The following is a 19,035-nucleotide window of genomic DNA, read 5'->3' on the forward strand; positions in this document are numbered from 1 at the left end:
GTGGCGCTACGCGCGCGTGCCCCCACGCGCGGACAGCTTCAGGCGCGGTCGCCCGCGGACACAGACTCGGACTCGGACTCGGACTCGGACTCGGCCTTGGGCTCGGACTTGGACTTGGACTTGGACTCAGCCTTGGGCTCGGACTCGGCCTTCGACTCGCGGTCTGTCGCCTCCTCCACCGACTCCGCCGACTCCGCCGCCGCGTCCTCCGCGCCGCCCCGACGGTGCCGCGGCAGCAGCACCGCCACCAGCACCGTCCCGACACCCAGGATCACCGCGCCGATCAGACTCGTATGCGCCACCGAGTCGCTGAACGCGGCGCCCACCGAGTCCGCCATCTGCCGGGCCCCGTCCGCGAGCTGCTCCGCCTGGCCCTTGAGCTGCGCGGCCTGCTCGGGCGTACCCGCCTGCGCGGCCTTGCCGGCGACCTCCTTGGCCTGCTCGCCGATGCCCTGCGCGACGGCGTATCCGGCGCCCACCGAGTCCTGCGCGGTCTCCAGCGCCTCGGGCGGCAGCTTGCCGCCCGAAGCCGCCGCCGCGTCGGAGAGGTTCGACGAGTAGGTGCTAGCCAGTACGGAGCCGAGTACGGCGATCCCGAGCGAGCCGCCGAGCTCGATCGAGGTGTCGTTGACCGCGCCGCCCACGCCCAGCTCGGCCTCCGGGAACGCGCCCATGATCGCGTCGGTGCAGGGCGACAGCGCGAGACCGATGGCGAGGCCGAGGATCATCAGCGGGGCGAGGAAGTCGTCGTACGACGAACCGCTGTCGATCTGGGTCAGCAGCGCGAGCGCCGCCGTACCGCCGACCATGCCCGCGGTGACGGTGATCTTCATGCCGATGCGCGGGGTGAGGTACCCGGTCAGCGCGGAGCCGACGAAGACCGCACCGGCCAGCGGGAGCATCCGTACGCCGGTCTCCAGCGGGTTGTAGCCGAGCACGAACTGCAGGTGCTGGGTCAGGTAGTAGAACGCGCCGAAGACCGCGAGGAAGAAGAGCGCGACGGCGAGGTTGGAGCCCGCGAAGCCGCGGTTCAGGAAGCGGCGGACGTCGAGCACGGGGTGCGGGTGGCGCAGCTCCCAGATGACGAAGAGGACGAGGGCGACGCCCGCGATGACCGCGGAGCTGATGGCGCCGACGCCCCAGCCGAAGTGCGGCCCGTCGATGATCATGTAGATCAGCGCACCGACCCAGACGACGGACAGCAGACCGCCGACGTAGTCGATGCTGCCGTGCCGGGCGGCCTTGGACGGCGGTACGAGGGTGAGCGTGCCGATGATCGCGACGACGGCGACGGGCACGTTGATCAGGAACGTGGAGGCCCAGCCGTGGCTCTCCAGGAGCAGTCCGGCGACCAGCGGTCCGGCCGCGATCGCCAGGCCCGCGGTGGCGGTCCACATCACGATCGCCTTGGCCCGCTCGGCGCGCGGGAAGGTCGCCGCGAGCAGCGAGAGCGTGGCAGGCATGATCATGGCGGCGCCGAAGCCCATCACGGCGCGTGCCGCGATGACGCCGGTGGCGCTGTCCACGAGCGAGCCCGCGACGGCCCCGCCGCCGAAGACGACCAGGCCGAGGATGAGCGCGCCGCGGCGGCTGTACTTGTCGCCGATCGCGCCGAGCAGCAGCATCAGCGCGGCGTACGGGACGGTGTAGCCGTCGATGACCCACTGCAGGTCGGAGCTGGTGAGGCCGAGGTCCTTGGTCATGTCGGGGGCCGCGACGGTGAGCGCCGTGTTGGCCATCACGATGATCAACAGACTCAGGCACAGCACCAGCAGTGCCCACCAGCGACGGGCGTAGGGCCCGTCCATCTTCTCTACCGGCTCGTCCATGACGAGGCGCATCCGGTGCCGCCTTCCCTCGTAAATCTGCACAGCCATGTGCAACTACACAGCCATGCGCAAGTTACGTGATTGCACACGACTGTGCAAATGGAGGAGGGCTGTGCAGAATGGACGACATGACCACGGCCCGCAGCACCACGGCTCACCGCGCGACGGCCCGCGGCGCCACGGCTCCCAGCGCAACGACCCGCAGCACCACGGCCCGTGACGCCACCGCCCCCGTCGGCGGCGGCCGCGCGGACGCCAACCGCCGCCGCATCCTCGATGTCGCCTTCGCCGAGCTGCTGCGCGACCCCGACGCGTCGATGGACCAGGTCGCCCGCGCAGCGGGGGTCGTCCGCCGTACGGTCTACGGCCACTTCCCCAGCAGGGACGCGCTGATCAGCGCACTCACCGACAACGCCGTCGAGGCGGTCGCGGCCGCCCAGGCCCAGGAGCCCTCAGGCGTCACGGACCCCGCCGAGGAGCTGGCCCGCCGCACCCTCGCCGTCTGGCCCATCGCCGACCGCTACCGTCTGCTGGTCTCGCTCGCCCAGCGCAGCGTGACGATGGCGGGTATCCGGCAGCGTCTCGCGCCGGTCCGCGAGAACCTGGTCCAGTTGCTGCGCCAGGGCCTGGACCAGGGGGTGTTCGTGTCCCCGCTGCCGGCCGACGCCCTGGCGTACGTCCATGAGCAGGTGCTGTTCGGCCTGATGGAGGCGGTCAACGACGGTGCGCTCCCGGCCGACCGGGCGGGCGAGTCCGCCGCGGTGACGGCCCTGGTCTCGGCCGGAGTCCCGGTCGCCCGCGCGACGGAGCTCGCCGCCCGCCTCGGCCGCTAGACGTGTCTCCCCGAGACACCCCCTAGATCCAGTCGCCCAGGGCGCGGAGCATTGACCCCGCCCGAGCGCGCGCCTACGGTCACGTCACCGCAGCCAATGACGGCTCGTAGGAGGTCGTGCCCGTGCGCCCCACCGCCCCGCTGGTCCTCGCCGCCCTACTCGCCGCCGGAGCCCTGAGCGCGTGTGGCGGGGGTTCCGGCAGCGACGAGGACACCGTCAAGGTCTCCTTCAAGCAGTCGACGGACAACCAGATCAAGGTGATGGACACCTATCTGGCCGAGATGAAGAAGCAGTTCGAGAAGGCCAACCCGGGCAAGAAGGTCAAGCTGGTGCCGATCAAGGCGCCGGACGCCGAGTACTACACCAAACTCCAGCAGATGCTGCGCTCCCCCAAGACCGCCCCCGACCTGGTCTACGAGGACACCTTCCTGATCAACTCGGATATCACCAGCGGGTATCTGAAGCCGCTGGACACGTATCTGGACGGCTGGAAGGACTGGCCGCAGTTCGTCGACTCGGCCAAGACCGCCGCGAAGGCCGAGGACGGCAAGACGTACGGCGTGCCCGACGGCACCGACACCCGAGGACTGTGGTTCAACAAGGCCATCCTCAAGAAGGCCGGGCTGCCCGCCAACTGGCAGCCGAAGACCTGGGACGAGATCCTCGACGCGGCCAGGACCATCAAGAAGAAGGTCCCGGACGTCATCCCGCTGAACGTCTACACCGGCAAGCCCGGCGGCGAGCAGTCCACCATGCAGGGCTTCGAGATGCTGCTGTACGGCACGGGCGACGACCCGCTGTACGACACCGGCTCGCGCAAGTGGGTCGCGGGCAGCCAGGGTTTCAAGGACGCGCTGGAGTTCGTGGAGACCGTCTACAAGGAGAAGCTCGGCCCGGACGTCGCCGACGCCCTGGACCCGAACATCGCCACCACCGTCCGCGGCGACCTGCTGCCCGAGGGCAAGCTGGCGATCAACCTGGACGGCTCCTGGCTGCCGCAGGACTGGCTGCCCGGCAGCGGCCACGAGTGGCCGGAGTGGTCCAAGGAACTGGGCCTGGCGGCCATGCCGACCCAGCACGGCCAGGCACCCGGGAAGGTCAGCCTGTCCGGCGGCTGGACCTGGGCGATCCCGGCCAAGGCCGCCAACCCCGACCTGGCCTGGAAGTTCATCGAGACCATGCAGACCAAGGAGAACGCCCAGCGCTGGTACATCGCGAACTCCGGTATCGCGGTACGGGACGACGTCGCCAAGGACCCCGAGTACGTCAAGGCGCAGCCCGGCATCCAGTTCTTCACCGACCTGGTCGAGTTCACCCACTACCGGCCCGCCTACCCGGCCTACCCGAAGGTCTCGACCGCGATCCAGGAGGCGATGGAGGGCGTGACCACGGGCGACCGCTCCGTCGACAAGGCCGCCGAGGACTACGACGACGAGCTGAAGTCCCTCACCAAGGGCGCCGTGGTCGAGAAGTGAGCGGTGGTCACGCGGTCCGCCGCGGCCTGGTCCGTGCCCTGCCCGTCTCCCCCGCCGTCGTCCTCCTGGTGCTCTTCCTGGCCGGGCCGATCGCCTACTGCGGCTATATCGCCTTCACCGACCTCCAGTTGACCGGCCAGGCGGAGTCCAGCTTCGTCGGCTTCGAGAACTTCCGTACCGCCTTCAAGGACGACGCCTTCCGCAACGCGGTCTGGCTCACCGTCGTCTTCACGGTGCTCTCCTCGCTGATCGGACAGAACACCCTGGGCCTGGCCCTGGCCTCGCTGATGCAGCGCGCGTCCAAGCCGGTGCGTACCCTCACCGGGGCGGTGGTGATCGCCGCGTGGGTGCTGCCCGAGGTGGTCGCCGGGTTCCTGCTGTACGCCTTCTTCCGGCGCGACGGGACCCTGAACGCCATTCTGGAGTGGCTCCATCTCCCCGGTCAGCAGTGGCTGTTCACGCTGCCGATCCTGGCGGTGTCGTTCGCCAACGTCTGGCGCGGTACGGCGTTCTCGATGCTGGTCTACTCGGCCGCCCTGAACGAGATCCCCCAGGAGATCACCGAGGCGGCCGAGGTGGACGGCGCGGGCGGCTGGCGGCGGATGTGGCACATCACGCTGCCGATGATCCGCCGCTCCATCGGCACCAACCTGATGCTCAACACCCTGCAGACGCTCTCCGTGTTCGGGTTGATCTGGGTGATGACCAGGGGCGGGCCGGGAGACCGCAGCCAGACCCTGCCGCTGCTGATGTACGACCAGGCCTTCCTGAAGAGCATGATCGGCTACAGCACGGCGATGGCCCTGCTTCTGCTGCTGGTCGGCGCGCTCTTCTCGCTGGTGTACCTGCGCCTGCTGCGGACGGAGGTCTGACGTGCGGAGATCTGGCGTGGCACGCCGCCGCACCTCCCGCCGGCTCGCGGCCGACGCCGGACTGCTCTTCGTCGCCGCGGTGTTCGTACTGCCGCTGGCCTGGGTCGTCCTCTCCTCGGTCGACCCCGACGCGGGTCTGCGGGTCAAGGTGCCCGACGGCCTCACACTGGACAACTTCGACGCCGTACTGACCCCCGAGATCACCTTCACGCCGCTGCGCAACAGCCTGATCCTGTGCGGCGGGGCGACCCTGCTCACGGTGGCCTGCGCGGCCCTGGCCGCGTATCCGCTCTCCCGCTTCCCCTCGCGGCTCAACCGCCCGTTCATGCTGACGATCCTCTTCGCGACCAGTCTGCCGATCACCGCGATCATGGTCCCGGTCTACGCCCTGTACGTACAGGTCGACCTGATCGACACCATGCACGGCACCATCTTCTTCTTCGCAGCGTCCCAACTCCCCTTCGCCATCTGGCTGATGAAGAACTTCATGGACGGCGTCCCCAAGGAGCTGGAGGAGGCGGCCTGGACGGACGGCGCCTCGTCGCTGCAGTCGCTGCTCCGGATCGTGCTGCCGCTGATGGGGCCGGGCGTGGGAGTGGTCACCGTCTTCTCGTTCGTGATGATGTGGGGCAACTTCTTCGTGCCCTTCATGCTCCTGCTGAGCCCGGACCAGCTGCCCGCGTCGGTGTCCATCAACGACTTCTTCGGCAATCGCGGGACGGTCGTGTACGGACAGCTCGCGGCCTTCTCGATCATCTACTCGACGCCGGTGGTCCTGCTGTACGTACTGATCTCTCGACGGCTCACCGGAGGTTTCGCACTCGGCGGCGCGGTGAAAGGATAAGCAGAGTGTGACCCGCTGGTAACAATCATCGTAGGTTCCTACGAGTGGTGATCCTGGGGGAACGCACCGTAGTCGCCAGAGCCCGCTCCCCCTAGCGTGTGCCCGTGCACCAGACCCAGCCCACTCCCCCCTTCAACGCTCCAGCGGCCCGTCGGCTGCGCCAGGCGCTGGGCATGGCGCCCGGCCACGTCGCGTACGGCATGTACGCCTCGTACGGGCTGACCCATGTCACCGCCGAGACCATCGACGCCTGGGAGCGCGGCCGCGCCGCACCGACCGCCACCGAGCTGACCGCACTCGCCGGGGCCCTGTGGTGCGCGCCCGCCGAACTGATGAGCGCGGCCACGACGCTGCGCGAGCACCGCCTTGCACGCGGGCTGGCGCCCGAGGACGTGGCCCACCGGGTCGGCGTCGACATCGCGACCTATGCGCGTATGGAGGAGACCGGGAAGTGGCGGGGCAACGAGCGCCAGTCGGCGGCCCTCGCCGAGGCGCTCGGACTCTCGGCGCGGGACTTCGCCACGGTCACCGGCCTGGACGAGAAGCTGGCGGAGATGCTGCGCAGCACGGTGACCACCCGCTGGCAGGCGTACGCACGCCCGATCGCCAAGATGCTGCCGCTGGAGCGGGCCCGCCTGGACACCGCGCTGGAGCGGCTGCACGGCGACTACCAGGGGATGATGGCCGGCACCCTCAGCTGGGGCGGCGGCAGCGGATCCGGTGACGCGGCGGGCCGGGAGTTCCTGGAGCGGATCCTGGAGCACTTCTGGGCACGGGTCGAGCCGGGGGCTCCGGGTGTACCGGGCGCCCGGCATCGGGCCTGACGTCTCCAAAGAACCAGACGTCTCCAGAGAACCAGACGTCCTCAGAGAACCAACAGAAGAGAACCAACAGACCGACCCGTCAGAAGACCGACTCGGCCTCCGCCATCCGGCTCTCGGGCACCGTCTTGAGCGAGGTGACCGCCTCCGCGAGCGGCACCATCTCGATGTCCGTACCGCGCAGCGCGGTCATCTTGCCGAACTCGCCGCGGTGGGCGGCCTCGACCGCGTGCCAGCCGAAGCGGGTCGCGAGCACCCTGTCGTACGCGGTCGGGGTGCCGCCGCGCTGGACATGGCCGAGGATGACCGGCCTGGCCTCCTTGCCGAGGCGGTGCTCCAGCTCGTGGGCGAGCGCGGTGCCGATGCCCTTGAAGCGCTCGTGGCCGTACTGGTCGACCTCGCCCTTGCCGTAGTCCATGGTGCCGTCGGCCGGGTGCGCGCCCTCGGCGACACAGATGACCGCGAACTTCTTACCGCGGGCGAATCGTTCCTCCACCATCTTGCAGAGGTCGGCGGGGTCGAAGGGCCGCTCCGGCAGGCAGATGCCGTGGGCGCCGCCCGCCATACCGGACTCCAGGGCGATCCAGCCCGCGTGCCGCCCCATGACCTCGACGACCATCACGCGCTGGTGCGACTCCGCGGTGGTCTTGAGGCGGTCGATCGCCTCGGTCGCCACGCCGACCGCGGTGTCGAAGCCGAAGGTGCGGTCGGTGGACGAGATGTCGTTGTCGATGGTCTTCGGGACTCCGACGACCGGCATTCCGGCGTCCGAGAGCATCCGGGCGGCGGTCAGGGTGCCTTCGCCGCCGATCGGGATGAGGGCGTCGATACCGAGCTGCTTGGTGAGTTCGGGCGCGTTGGCGACGGCCTCCTGCAGGCGGCCCTTCTCCAGCCGGGTCGAGCCGAGGATGGTGCCGCCGCGGGCCAGGATGCCGCTCACGGCGGTCAGGTCGAGCGGTCGGTAGTGCCCGTCGAGCAGTCCCTTGTAGCCGTCATCGAAGCCGATGACCTGGTCGCCGTGGGCCGCGACGGCGCGGTGCACGACCGACCGGATCACTGCGTTCAGTCCGGGGCAGTCGCCGCCCGCGGTGAGTACTCCGATGCGCATCGTGCCAAGTCTCCTGCTCGCTAGTGGTACGCGTGAGCCGGGTCTGATTGTTCCACGGGTCGTCACTGCCCGCCGCTTCCCCTACTCCACCGGAAGGGACCTTAATGGAGTCTTCCGACCGGTACTCTGAGGCCCTTTGTCCGGCGGGCGCCCTATCCACCCGTCGGAGTATTGTCAAGAGGGCAAGCCCGCCATAACGGGTACTTTTTCATGAGCGAGCGACGAAACGGAGAGCACGCGTGACGCGCAGCGTGTACGTGACCGGGATCGACCGGGGCGACGGCCGCCAGGTCATCGAGCTGGGAGTCATGGAACTCCTGACCCGTCAGGTCGACCGGGTGGGTGTCTTCCGCCCGCTCGTCCACGACGGCCCCGACCGCCTGTTCGACCTGCTGCGGGCCCGCTACCGGCTCGGCCAGGAGGCGTCCTCCGCCTTCGGGATGTCGTACGGGGACGCCGCCGCGCTGCAGGCGGAGAAGGGGACCGACGAACTCGTCTCCCGACTGGTGGGCCGCTTCCACGAAGTGGCCCACGACTACGAGGTGGTGCTGGTACTCGGCACCGACTTCGCCGACACCCAGCTCCCCGACGAGCTGGCGCTCAACGCGCGGCTCGCCAACGAGTTCGGCGCCTGGGTGCTCCCGGTCGTCGGCGGCAAGGCGCAGGAGTCCGACGCGGTGCGCGCCGAGGCCCGCAACGCCTTCCGGGCCTACGAGGGGCTCGGCTGCGACGTACTGGCGCTGGCAGTGAACCGCGTCGCGCCCGAGGACCGCGAGGTCATAGCCGAGCGCCTGAGCGCCCGACTGCCCGTGCCCTGCTATGTGCTGCCCGACGAGCCCGCGCTCGCCGCGCCCACCGTCGCGCAGATCACGCACGCACTGGGGGCCACGGTGCTGCTCGGCGACGACGCCGGACTGGCTCGGGACGCCCTGGACTTCGTCTTCGGCGGCGCCATGCTGCCGAACTTCCTGAACGCCCTGACCCCCGGCTCGCTGGTGGTCACCCCCGGCGACCGCGCCGACCTCGTGGTGGGCGCGCTCGCCGCGCACAGCGCCGGTACGCCGCCCATCGCGGGCGTGCTGCTGACCCTGGGCGAGCGGCCCAGCCCGGAGATCCTGCGCCTGGCCGCGCGGCTCGCGCCGGGCACCCCGGTCATCTCGGTGGTCGGGAACTCCTTCCCCACCGCGGGCGAACTCTTCGCCCTGGAAGGCAAGTTGAACGCCGCGACGCCGCGCAAGGCGGAGACCGCGCTGGGCCTCTTCGAGCGCTATGTGGACGGCGCCGAGCTGCTCGGCAGGGTGCAGGTGTCCCGCAGCGACCGGGTCACGCCCATGATGTTCGAGCACAAGCTGATCGAGCAGGCCCGCTCCGACCTCCGCCGGGTCGTGCTGCCCGAGGGCACCGAGGAGCGGGTGCTGCGCGCGGCGGATGTGCTGCTGCGCCGCGGGGTGTGCGAGCTGACGTTGCTCGGCGATGTGGAGGCCATCCGCAAGAAGGCCGCCGACCTGGGCGTCGATCTGGCCCACGCGCAGCTCATCGACCCGCAGACCTCGCCGATGCGGCAGAAGTTCGCCGAGGAGTACGCCCAGCTGCGGGCGCACAAGGGTGTCACCGTCGAGCTCGCCCACGATGTCGTCTCGGACGTCAACTACTTCGGCACGCTGATGGTGCGGGCCGGTCTGGCCGACGGCATGGTCTCCGGCTCGGTGCACTCCACGGCGGCGACCATCCGGCCCGCCTTCGAGATCATCAAGACCAAGCCGGACGCCAAGATCGTCTCGTCGGTGTTCTTCATGTGCCTGGCCGACCAGGTCCTGGTGTACGGCGACTGCGCGGTCAACCCGGACCCGAACGCCGAGCAGCTCGCCGACATCGCCGTCCAGTCGGCCGCCACCGCCGCTCAGTTCGGCGTCGAGCCGCGTATCGCACTGCTGTCGTACTCGACCGGAACCTCGGGCACGGGCGCCGACGTCGACAAGGTACGGGAGGCCACCGAACTGGTGCGCGCGCGCCGCGACGACCTGATGATCGAGGGCCCGATCCAGTACGACGCCGCGGTGGAGCCGTCCGTGGCGGCGACCAAGCTGCCGGGCTCGCAGGTCGCGGGCCAGGCGTCGGTGCTGATCTTCCCGGATCTCAACACCGGCAACAACACCTACAAGGCCGTACAGCGTTCGGCCGGGGCGATCGCGGTCGGCCCGGTGCTGCAGGGTCTGCGCAAGCCGGTCAACGACCTGTCCCGGGGCGCGCTCGTCCAGGACATCGTCAACACGGTCGCCATCACGGCGATCCAGGCCCAGACCCGGACCGTATGAGCCGCGTGAGCCACATGAACCGTACGAACGGTACGAGCCGACCGACCCCCGCCCCCGTACGAGAGAGAACCGTCCGCCGATGACCGCCACCCGTATCCTCGTCCTCAACTCCGGCTCCTCGTCGGTGAAGTACCAGCTCCTGGATATGCGCGACAGCTCACGCCTGGCCGTCGGCCTGGTCGAGCGGATCGGCGAGGAGACCTCCCGTATCAAGCACACCCCGCTGGCGGGCGGCGGCGAGAGCCGCGAGCTGAACGGCCCGATCGCCGACCACGAGGCCGCGCTGAAGGCCGTCGCCGCCGAACTGGCCGCCGACGGCCTCGGCCTGGACTCCCCCGAGCTGGCGGCCGTCGGCCACCGGGTGGTGCACGGCGGGAAGTCCTTCACCAGCCCCACGGTGATCGACGAGAAGGTGCTCGCCGAGATAGAGCGCCTGGTGCCGGTCGCCCCGCTGCACAACCCGGCGAACATCACCGGCATCAAGGTGGCCCGCGGCCTGCGCCCCGACCTGCCCCAGGTCGCGGTCTTCGACACCGCCTTCCACACCACGATGCCGGAGTACGCCGCCCGGTACGCGATCGACGTGGCGACGGCCGACGAGCACCGCGTACGGCGCTACGGCTTCCACGGCACCTCGCACGCGTACGTGTCCCGCGAGACCGCGAAGCTGCTCGGCAAGGCACCCGAGGACGTCAACGTCATCGTGCTGCACCTGGGCAACGGCGCCTCGGCGTCCGCGGTCAAGGGCGGGGTGTGCGTGGACACGTCCATGGGCCTGACGCCGCTGGAGGGCCTGGTCATGGGCACCCGCTCCGGCGACCTGGACCCGGCCGTGATCTTCCACCTGTCGCGGGTCGCCGGGATGTCCATCGACGAGATCGACACCCTGCTCAACAAGAAGAGCGGCCTGGTCGGGCTCTGCGGCGACAACGACATGCGGGAGATCACCCGCCGCATGGGCGAGGGCGACGAGCGGGCCCGGCTGGCCTTCGACATCTACATCCACCGGCTGAAGAAGTACATCGGCGCCTACTACGCGGTGCTCGGGCGGGTGGACGCGGTGGCCTTCACCGCGGGCGTCGGCGAGAACGCGGCCCTGGTGCGGCAGGCCGCGGTCGCGGGCCTTGAGGAGCTGGGCCTGGCGCTGGACGCGGAGCGTAACGCGGTACGCGGCGAAGAGCCGAGGCTGATCTCGGCGAACTACGCGAGGGTCGCCGTGGCCGTCGTACCGACCGATGAGGAACTGGAGATCGCCACTCAGGCATACGCCCTGGTCAGCGCATGACCGGGGCATCCGGGACGGCGCCCGGGACAGCCCCTCGTACGGGCACACCTGAGCGCACCGCCGCCCATTTGGACCTTCCGCCAGACGGAATATTCCGCTCTGAAACAAACCGATAGGATCGCCTCATGCGCCGTTCCAAAATCGTCTGCACACTGGGCCCCGCCGTCGACTCGTACGAGCAGCTGAAAGCGCTCATCGATGCCGGTATGAACGTGGCCCGCTTCAACTTCAGCCACGGGTCCCACGCAGAGCACCAGGAGCGTTACGACCGCGTCCGCCAGGCGGCCGACGACACCGGCCACGCCATCGGTGTCCTGGCCGACCTGCAGGGTCCCAAGATCCGCCTGGAGACCTTCGCCGAAGGCCCTGTCGAGCTGGTGCGCGGTGACGAGTTCACCATCACCACCGAGGACGTCCCCGGCGACAAGTCCATCTGCGGCACCACCTACAAGGGCCTGCCCGGCGATGTCGCCAAGGGTGACCAGATCCTGATCAACGACGGCAACGTCGAGCTCAAGGTGACCGACGTCGACGGCCCCCAGGTCAGGACGATCGTCATCGAGGGCGGTGTCATCTCCGACCACAAGGGCATCAACCTGCCCGGCGCGGCCGTGAACGTCCCCGCGCTGTCCGAGAAGGACGTCGAGGACCTGCGGTTCGCGCTGCGGATGGGCTGCGACATGGTCGCGCTGTCCTTCGTCCGGGACGCCGACGACGTCAAGGACGTCCACAAGATCATGGACGAGGAGGGCCGCCGGGTCCCCGTCATCGCCAAGGTCGAGAAGCCGCAGGCCGTCGCCAACATGGAGAGCGTCGTCGCGGCGTTCGACGCGGTCATGGTGGCCCGTGGTGACCTGGCCGTCGAGTACCCGCTCGAGAAGGTCCCGATGGTGCAGAAGCGCCTGGTGGAGATGTGCCGCAGGAACGCCAAGCCGGTGATCGTCGCGACCCAGATGATGGAGTCGATGATCACCAACTCGCGGCCGACCCGCGCCGAGGCGAGCGATGTCGCCAACGCCATCCTGGACGGCGCTGACGCGGTCATGCTGTCCGCCGAGTCCTCGGTCGGCGCGTACCCGATCGAGACGGTCAAGACCATGTCGAAGATCGTCCAGGCGGCGGAGCAGGAGCTGCTCGCCAAGGGCCTGCAGCCCCTGGTCCCCGGCAAGAAGCCCCGCACGCAGGGCGGCTCCGTCGCCCGTGCGGCCTGCGAGATCGCGGACTTCCTGGGTGGCAAGTCGCTGGTCGCCTTCACGCAGTCCGGCGACACCGCGCGGCGGCTGTCCCGCTACCGCGCCGCGCAGCCGATCGTGGCCTTCACGACCGAGGTGTCGACCCGCAACCAGCTCACGCTGAGCTGGGGCGTCGAGTCCCGCATCGTGCCGCATGTCGACAACACCGACGCGATGGTCGACCTGGTCGACGCGGAGCTGCTGAAGCTCAAGCGCTTCAACGCGGGCGACATCATGATCATCACGGCCGGCTCGCCCCCCGGCGTGCCCGGCACCACCAACATGGTGCGGGTGCACCACCTGGGCGGCGGCGACCGCGACTGAGGTCGTACGGCGCCGGGCCGGTGAACTGGTGGGCCGCACTCCCTGCGAGGGGGTGCGGCCCACCGCCGTATCCCGGGGTCCGAATCCCGGGGTCCGAATCCCGGGGTCCGATCCGCTAGCTGACCATCGCTCAGCCGACCGCAGCCGGGTGGGCGGCTTCCGGTGCCTCGACGAGTGCGGCCGGCAGGGCCACATAGGCCGTGATGCCGCAGGGCCCGTCCTGCCCCTGGGTGGGGCGGAGTTCGACCTGGGCGCCGAGGCGGGCCGCGAGGGTGCCCACCACATAGTGGCCGAGATAGCGGGTGGGGGCGATCAGGAAGGACTCCCGGCCCGCGAGGCGGGCGTTGGAACGGTCCAGTTCGGCGGGGGTCATCCCGGCCCCGCGGTCGACGACCGCGAGGCAGTACTCAGCGCCGTCGCGCCAGCCGTAGACCTCGACAGGGCGTGAGGGCGGCGAGAAGACCAGGGCGTTCTCGATGAGCTCGGCCAGCAGATGGGACAGCTCGGCGACCGCGTGACCGCGGATCCGGCCGTCCTGCACGTCGACCACGGACACCCGCTGGTACTGCTCCACCTCGGCGACCGCCGACTGCACCACCTCGGCCGCCCGCACCAGTCCCGACCAGGTACGCGGCGGCCGCTCCTCGCCCGCGAGCACCAGCAGCGACTCGGCGTTGCGGCGCATCCGGGTGGCCAGGTGGTCGAGTTCGAAGAGCTCGCCGAGCGCGTCCGGGTCGACCTCCTGGCTCTCCAGCGTGGTGATCAGCCCGAGTTGGCGGTTGAGCAGCGCCTGGTTGCGGCGGCCGAGGCTGGCGAGCGACTCGGAGCTGTTGCGGCGCAGCAGGGCCTGCTTGGTGGCGAGGCCGATCGCGGTGCGTTCGACGTTGTGCAGGGCGGCGGCGAGCTGGGTGAACTCGCGGGCGCTGTCCGGGACTCGGCGCGCGTCCCGGCGCGCGACTCGACGCTCCTCCTGGGGGTCTTCTCCCGCTACGAGATCATCATCGGGTTCGGCTTCCTGGATGCGGGCGACCGCGGCGGGCAGTCCGCTGTGCGCCACCGCGTCGGCCTCGGCGGCCAGCGCGCCGAGTGGTCGCGTGATGGCGCGGGCGGAGAGCACTGCCAGGGCGGTGGCGACCGCGAGGATCAGCAGCCCAAGGGCGATAAACCCGGCGAGTTGCCCGGTGGCGTCGTCCCCGAGCCGGTCCGCCCGGGCCCGTACGTCGGCGCCGACCTGCTGCTGTACGCCGTGCAGCCGGTCGACGAGCTTGGTCATCGACGACCACCAGTCGGCGGGGTCGACGCTGAGCCTGGAGCCGTCGGCACCGTCCTCGGCCCGCTCCTCATAGCCGCCGGCCCCGGTGGCGCGCTTGGCGTCGCGCGAGGCGAAGGCGGCGTCCAGGGCGGACTGCTGGGCGGGGGTGGCGAGTTCGGCGTACTGCCGCAGGCGGGCCACCCGTTCGGCGCGTACCTCGGTGAAGTCGAGGAACTCGCGCCCCTTGAAACGCCCGGCCGCGAAAACTCCGTTGAGCGAGCCGCGCTCCAGGGCGACCGCCTCGGTGGCCCTGGCCAGCGCCCCCAGCGCGCCCATCGAGTCGACCAGCGCCCGGTCACCGCGCACCGGATCAGCCGTCGCGGTGCCGACCAGCTCCTCGATCGCCTCGGTGTACGTCACCAGGGTCTCGGCGCGCTCGGCGCTCCCCTCGTCGACCTGCTCACGCAGCCCGGCCAGCGCCACGACGGGGGCGAGGGCGTCACGGGCCGCGCTCGCGGTGCCCGCATCGCTCTCCGCGAGCAGGTCGTCGAACGTGTCATGGGCGGCGTCAGTACGGGTCCGCTGAGCCACCACGTCGTCGCGGTACTCCGTGGCCCCGCCCAACAGCCCGTTGGTGAGCCCGCGTTCACGCTGCAACTCACGCACGAGCCCCTGAGCTCCAAGGGCGATCTCGACCCGCTGCGCGGTCTCGCGCGCTGCGGACCAGTCGGCGGCGCGGTCGGCGACACCGAGGCCGGTAACGATGAGCAGGAGACAGGTGGGGACGGCGAGGACGATGGCCACGCGCCCGCGGATGGTGCCCCAGCCGGGAGGTGTGAGATTCACGTCCCCGACGCTACGAACCCGCGATGCCCACGGCGGTTACCCGGCCGTAAGGCCTTGATTGCCCCTGACTCACGGGGAGTTGAGCGGTTGCGAGCGCCCCACGTCACGCCGCCGTAACGTCCTCCTCAGGAGGGCAGAACCAGCCCTTCCCCTTAAGGACAGAACACCTCCTTCACCCTCCCCCTTCCACAGACGCCACCCGGAAGACCAGAGGTCGCCTGCCTCACTCGCCGCACTGGCCTCCCCTTCCGCTTCACATTCTGATTTGCGCCACGGTCTACTGAAGGGGCTGGCTTGCGCTGCCGAGGCTCGCTCACGTGCACCTATCGTGGCCACCGTGCGTATGCCGTGTATCTCGGCGTGTGCGCGGTGGTGTTGGTGTTCGCGGTGCGATGGGCGTACCCGACTCCGGCGGTGTGGATATTGGCGTCTTCCGGGGTGGCGGTGACCGGGCTCGCGTTATACCGGGCGCTCCTGCTGCGGCGGCGGCGCGGTGGCGCGGCCGGCCTCTCGCACGGGGATCTAGTGCTGCGGCGCGTTGCCGCGTTGGGGGCTATCCCCGTGTCCGTGGTGGCCTACACAGTGATCGTCTACCGGGGTCACCCGAAGTGGGGCCCGGCCGTCAACGCCGCAGTGATGGCTCTGTTCTTCGGCCTGATGGGCGGGGCCTGGAGGGCTCCCGTGCTCTTGCACCCCTACCTTGAGGAGGGCGAGGAGGTGCGGGCCACGGTGCCAGGCCGTTCCATACGTACGAGCCGTACGCGGCTGATCCCGGCCTCGGGTATCCCGTCCGGGCCTATCTGGCAGTCCCCGTGCGGGGGGTGCACCGCGACGCTCGGGGCCGACCGGCGCCTAGCCGTCACCAGTGGCGGCCGGGAGGCGGTGCTGTTCCACACGGTGACACGGCGGGAGGAGGCCCAGTGGTTCATGAAGCAGCAGTTTCCCCGGACTTGACCGCGCGTATGAGGTGGGCGAGGCGGGCGCGTGTGGTCGTGACGATCTCGTGTGGGGTGTCGCTCTCGCGGAGGCGGACCGTGCCGTCGGGGGTGGCGGCGAGGTAGAGGCAGTTGCCGGACTCGTCACCGCTGAACGAGGACTTCTGCCAGGTGAGCTGGGGCACTTCGGGCCTTTCTAGAGGTCGTACAGGAGACGCTGGATCAGCATCAGGGAGTCCGGTACCGCGTGGGACTCCGGTGCGGTGGAGGGGTCGACCGGGGCGAGCGCTGAGCTCTTCAGCCGATCGAAGAGTGCGCGGTAGCGGGACAGGTGCTCCTCGGTGTCACGGTAGACCGGCTCGTTCGGATGTTCCAGCACGACTGTGGCCAACTCCTCGACGCGCGGCGCCGCGTACACGAACGGGATGCTGACTCCCAGGAAGGTCCGTGCGCGGAACGGGAAGATCTGGATGGTCACGTTCGGCAGCCTCGCCAGTTCGATGAGGTGGAGGAACTGCGCCCGCATGACCTCGGGACCTCCGTAGTGCATGCGGAGAGCCGCCTCGTGGACCACCGTGTGCACGGTAGGGGCTCCCTCCGCGGTGAGGATCTTCTGCCGGTCGAGGCGGAAGGCGATGGCGTCCTCGGCCGTGGCGTGCTGCGGACGTACGCCGTCGAACAGGGCGCGGATGTAGTCCTCGGTCTGCAGCAGGCCTGGAATGAGTAGCGGCTCGTACGAGCAGAGGCGGGCCGATCCGGCCTCCAGCTCCGCGAGATTGAGCGCGTACTGGGTGGCCCTTCCCTTATAGGCGCTCCACCAGCCCTTGCCGCTGGACTCGGACATCGCGACCAGAGCCTCCAGGTACGGAGCAGAACTGACCTCGTAGTGCGCACAGAGTCGATGGAGGCGGTCAGTGGCGACAGCGGTACGGCCAGCCTCGATGTGACTCAGGAACGGGGAGTTGAAGCCTGCTGCAGCGGCAGCCTCGGAAGTGGTCACACCACGACTGTCGCGCAGTCTGCGCAACTCTGCCCCGAGTCGCCGCTGCCGTTCGCTGATCTGGGTGCGCAGGGCCAAGGCTCTGCCTCCTTGGGGGAGTTGAGTGTCCCTCGTTCGAGAGTTTGGGTTGCAATTCTGCTCCAGCGACTTCTACCGTCAGTATCGCAACCAACACGCAGTGCGTGCACCCGAGTTGTGAAAGTTCGCCATGCGCTGCGTGGTCCGATCATCCCTGTCCAGGGCGGAGGCCCCTATGAACGAGGACGCCTGGGAGTACAGCATCGACATCCCGCACAACCCCCTCGCCGTCGGCGTCGCCCGTGGCGCCCTCCGGCTCATCCTTCGCGCGCACGGGCCCGTCGAACTCCTCCCCGCCGCCGAGCTCGTGGCCAGCGAGCTGGTCACCAACGCCCATGCGCACGCCCCCGGCCCCGCCTGCCTCCGCGTCAAGCGAACCGGGCCGTGGCTGCGGCTCTCCGTATGGGACAGCAGTGGCGAACCGCCCCGCGTCGGGCTGTGCGGCGTGGACGGCGAAGGCGGGCGCGGGCTGCGGATCGTGGAGGAGTTGGCGGATCGGTGGGGGCACTACGCCTTCGGGGCGCCTGGGCCGGGCGGCAAGCTCGTCTGGTGTGAGCTGGGCGGCGGCCAATGACGCGCCAACGGGGCGGCGGCCCAGGCCTCACTTAAGGGTGCCGGACGTCCCGCTGGTCGAGGTCCTTCACGATGCGGGCGACGGTGGCGAAGTCGTTGTCGCGGTGCAGCACGGTCAGGCCGTGGTGTGCGGCGGTGGCGCACAGAATCAGGTCGATGACTCCGGCTGAGCGGTGCTGGCCTTTCTGGGTGAGCTTGTACTGGGCGGTGTTCACCCAGCGCCAGGCGTCCTTGGGGATATGCACGATGCCGTACAGGTCGGACAGCTTCTCGTCGATTTCGTCGCGGTCGTCCGGCCCGGTAGCGCTGTAGAGGATCTCCGCGCGGGTGACCTCGCAGATGCCGATGGCGCCGGTCTCGATCTCCGCATCCCACCGATTGACGGCTTCGGGGTGGGTGGACAGGTGGACGTGGGCACTTGTGTCGATCAGGTAGCGGATCACGCGGAGCCTTCGGCGGGGGCGGCCTGTTGGCTGGGGGCGTCGCCCTGCTGGGCCGCCTTACGGGCTTGCCGGTCTTTCTCCAGCTGATCGAAGTCGCCGCGTGCGCCGCGCTCGGCGAAGTACTGGGCGGCCTGGCGGCGCTTGTGGCGCTTTATGACCTCTTCGAGGGCGGTGTTGATGGTGTCCTTCTTGGTGGTGGTGCCGAGCAGCTTCGCGGCTTCGGCAAGTACGTCGTCGTCGAGGTCGACGTTGGTGACGGACACGATCCCCCCTTCGTGGAGCATGTGGGAACTGTTCCCATGCTACCCACATTCTAGTGGCCGGGCGTCGGAGACGTGAAGCCGTACGGCATCCGGCATCACCACAGCTCAGGCCGGGGCTACCGCCGTCAGGCCGACCAGGATCAGCTGGGTGAAGTCACGGGCCCAGGCTTCGTCGATGGGTTCCGAGCTGACCAGGGCCCGGTGCACCACCGCGCCCGCGATCACGTCGAAGATCAGGTCCGAGGTGCGGGCCGCCGTCGCCGGGTCGCTCTCCGTGGGGAGTTCGCCGCGGGCCTGGGCACGGGTGCGGCCCTCCAGGACCAGGCGCTTTTGGCGGTCGACGATGGAGGAGCGGATGCGGGTGCGCAGGGCCGCGTCGTGCGTGGACTCGGCGACTACCGCCATCAGAGCCGTTTTCGTCTCCGGGCGCTCCAGCAGCGCGGCGAACTGCAGCACGACGCTCTCCACGTCGGCGGCGAGGCTGCCCCGGTCGGGCAGGGTCAGTTCGTCGAAGAGCAGGGCGACGGCGTCGACGACCAGTTCGCTCTTGTTCGTCCAGCGGCGGTACAGGGTGGTCTTGGCGACCTTGGCGCGGGTGGCCACATCGCCCATCGTCAGCTTCGACCAGCCCAGCTCGACGAGCGCGTCCCGCGTCGCCTCCAGGATCGCGGCATCCGCGTCGGCGCGGCGGGGGCGGCCGGTGCGGG

At 69.8% G+C, this 19,035-nt stretch carries 18 protein-coding genes; 10 read left to right on the forward strand and 8 right to left on the reverse strand.

The window, feature by feature from the left end; all coding sequences use genetic code 11:
• Window positions 1-38 precede the first annotated feature (38 nt).
• Window positions 39-1,841, reverse strand: coding sequence for an MFS transporter (locus U9R90_RS10000; RefSeq protein WP_411057698.1), 1,803 nt, complete (start codon window positions 1,839-1,841; stop codon window positions 39-41).
• A 107-nt stretch (window positions 1,842-1,948) separates the two neighbouring features.
• Here U9R90_RS10000 and U9R90_RS10005 point away from each other — a divergent pair, with 107 nt between their 5' ends.
• From U9R90_RS10005 to U9R90_RS10025, 5 genes are all read left to right on the forward strand, one after another.
• Complete coding sequence (locus U9R90_RS10005) at window positions 1,949-2,662, forward strand: TetR/AcrR family transcriptional regulator (RefSeq protein ID WP_411056042.1); 714 nt, start codon at window positions 1,949-1,951, stop codon at window positions 2,660-2,662.
• A gap of 116 nt (window positions 2,663-2,778) precedes the next feature.
• A complete protein-coding gene (locus U9R90_RS10010; RefSeq protein ID WP_411056043.1) occupies window positions 2,779-4,137 on the forward strand; it encodes an ABC transporter substrate-binding protein in 1,359 nt (452 codons plus the stop codon).
• Window positions 4,134-5,009: a carbohydrate ABC transporter permease gene (locus U9R90_RS10015; RefSeq protein WP_411056044.1), complete on the forward strand. Its 876-nt coding sequence runs from the start codon at window positions 4,134-4,136 to the stop codon at window positions 5,007-5,009. The genes U9R90_RS10010 and U9R90_RS10015 overlap by 4 nt, the downstream gene beginning before the upstream one ends.
• 16 nt (window positions 5,010-5,025) lie before the next feature.
• Entirely contained in the window at window positions 5,026-5,853 is an 828-nt protein-coding gene (locus U9R90_RS10020; protein WP_411056045.1) for a carbohydrate ABC transporter permease, read from the forward strand.
• Between the two features lie 104 nt (window positions 5,854-5,957).
• A complete protein-coding gene (locus U9R90_RS10025) occupies window positions 5,958-6,677 on the forward strand; it encodes a helix-turn-helix domain-containing protein (protein WP_411056046.1) in 720 nt (239 codons plus the stop codon).
• 79 nt (window positions 6,678-6,756) lie between these two features.
• Here U9R90_RS10025 and U9R90_RS10030 read toward each other — a convergent pair whose 3' ends face one another.
• A complete protein-coding gene (locus tag U9R90_RS10030) occupies window positions 6,757-7,782 on the reverse strand; it encodes an ATP-dependent 6-phosphofructokinase (protein ID WP_411056047.1) in 1,026 nt (341 codons plus the stop codon).
• 239 nt (window positions 7,783-8,021) lie between these two features.
• On the opposite strand from U9R90_RS10030, the gene pta reads away from it, so the two are divergent.
• The 3 genes from pta (at window position 8,022) to pyk (ending at window position 12,938) form a co-directional block, all read left to right on the forward strand.
• A complete protein-coding gene (gene pta / locus U9R90_RS10035; RefSeq protein ID WP_411056048.1) occupies window positions 8,022-10,097 on the forward strand; it encodes a phosphate acetyltransferase in 2,076 nt (691 codons plus the stop codon).
• A gap of 79 nt (window positions 10,098-10,176) precedes the next feature.
• Window positions 10,177-11,382 (forward strand): acetate kinase, encoded by a 1,206-nt coding sequence (locus U9R90_RS10040; protein ID WP_411056049.1) that lies wholly within the window; start codon window positions 10,177-10,179, stop codon window positions 11,380-11,382.
• Between the two features lie 125 nt (window positions 11,383-11,507).
• Complete coding sequence (gene pyk / locus U9R90_RS10045; RefSeq protein WP_411056050.1) at window positions 11,508-12,938, forward strand: pyruvate kinase; 1,431 nt, start codon at window positions 11,508-11,510, stop codon at window positions 12,936-12,938.
• 130 nt (window positions 12,939-13,068) lie between these two features.
• Here the strand turns inward: pyk and U9R90_RS10050 are convergent, their stop codons facing one another.
• Window positions 13,069-15,036, reverse strand: coding sequence for a nitrate- and nitrite sensing domain-containing protein (locus U9R90_RS10050; protein ID WP_411056051.1), 1,968 nt, complete (start codon window positions 15,034-15,036; stop codon window positions 13,069-13,071).
• Window positions 15,037-15,603: 567 nt separating this feature from the next.
• On the opposite strand from U9R90_RS10050, the gene U9R90_RS10055 reads away from it, so the two are divergent.
• Window positions 15,604-15,990: a hypothetical protein gene (locus U9R90_RS10055; protein WP_411056052.1), complete on the forward strand. Its 387-nt coding sequence runs from the start codon at window positions 15,604-15,606 to the stop codon at window positions 15,988-15,990.
• Here U9R90_RS10055 and U9R90_RS10060 read toward each other — a convergent pair.
• Entirely contained in the window at window positions 15,962-16,156 is a 195-nt protein-coding gene (locus tag U9R90_RS10060) for a DUF397 domain-containing protein (RefSeq protein ID WP_411056053.1), read from the reverse strand. The two genes, U9R90_RS10055 and U9R90_RS10060, sit on opposite strands and share 29 nt — an antisense overlap.
• Window positions 16,157-16,167: 11 nt before the next feature.
• A complete protein-coding gene (locus U9R90_RS10065) occupies window positions 16,168-17,049 on the reverse strand; it encodes a helix-turn-helix domain-containing protein (protein ID WP_411056054.1) in 882 nt (293 codons plus the stop codon).
• A 175-nt stretch (window positions 17,050-17,224) separates the two neighbouring features.
• On the opposite strand from U9R90_RS10065, the gene U9R90_RS10070 reads away from it, so the two are divergent.
• A complete protein-coding gene (locus U9R90_RS10070) occupies window positions 17,225-17,623 on the forward strand; it encodes an ATP-binding protein (RefSeq protein ID WP_411056055.1) in 399 nt (132 codons plus the stop codon).
• Between the two features lie 31 nt (window positions 17,624-17,654).
• On the opposite strand, the gene U9R90_RS10075 is transcribed toward U9R90_RS10070, so the two are convergent.
• From U9R90_RS10075 to U9R90_RS10085, 3 genes are all read right to left on the reverse strand, one after another.
• A complete protein-coding gene (locus U9R90_RS10075) occupies window positions 17,655-18,065 on the reverse strand; it encodes a PIN domain nuclease (protein ID WP_411056056.1) in 411 nt (136 codons plus the stop codon).
• The gene (locus U9R90_RS10080) at window positions 18,062-18,349 is read right to left on the reverse strand and encodes a type II toxin-antitoxin system VapB family antitoxin (RefSeq protein ID WP_411056057.1); all 288 of its coding nucleotides are present in this window, start codon (window positions 18,347-18,349) and stop codon (window positions 18,062-18,064) included. Before U9R90_RS10080 ends, U9R90_RS10075 begins: the two co-directional genes overlap by 4 nt.
• Before the next feature lie 84 nt (window positions 18,350-18,433).
• On the reverse strand, window positions 18,434-19,035 hold a 602-nt coding region (locus tag U9R90_RS10085), incomplete at its 5' end, for a TetR/AcrR family transcriptional regulator (protein ID WP_411056058.1).

This window comes from Streptomyces sp. E11-3, from assembly GCF_046540415.1.
Taxonomy (GTDB): Bacteria; Actinomycetota; Actinomycetes; order Streptomycetales; family Streptomycetaceae; genus Streptomyces.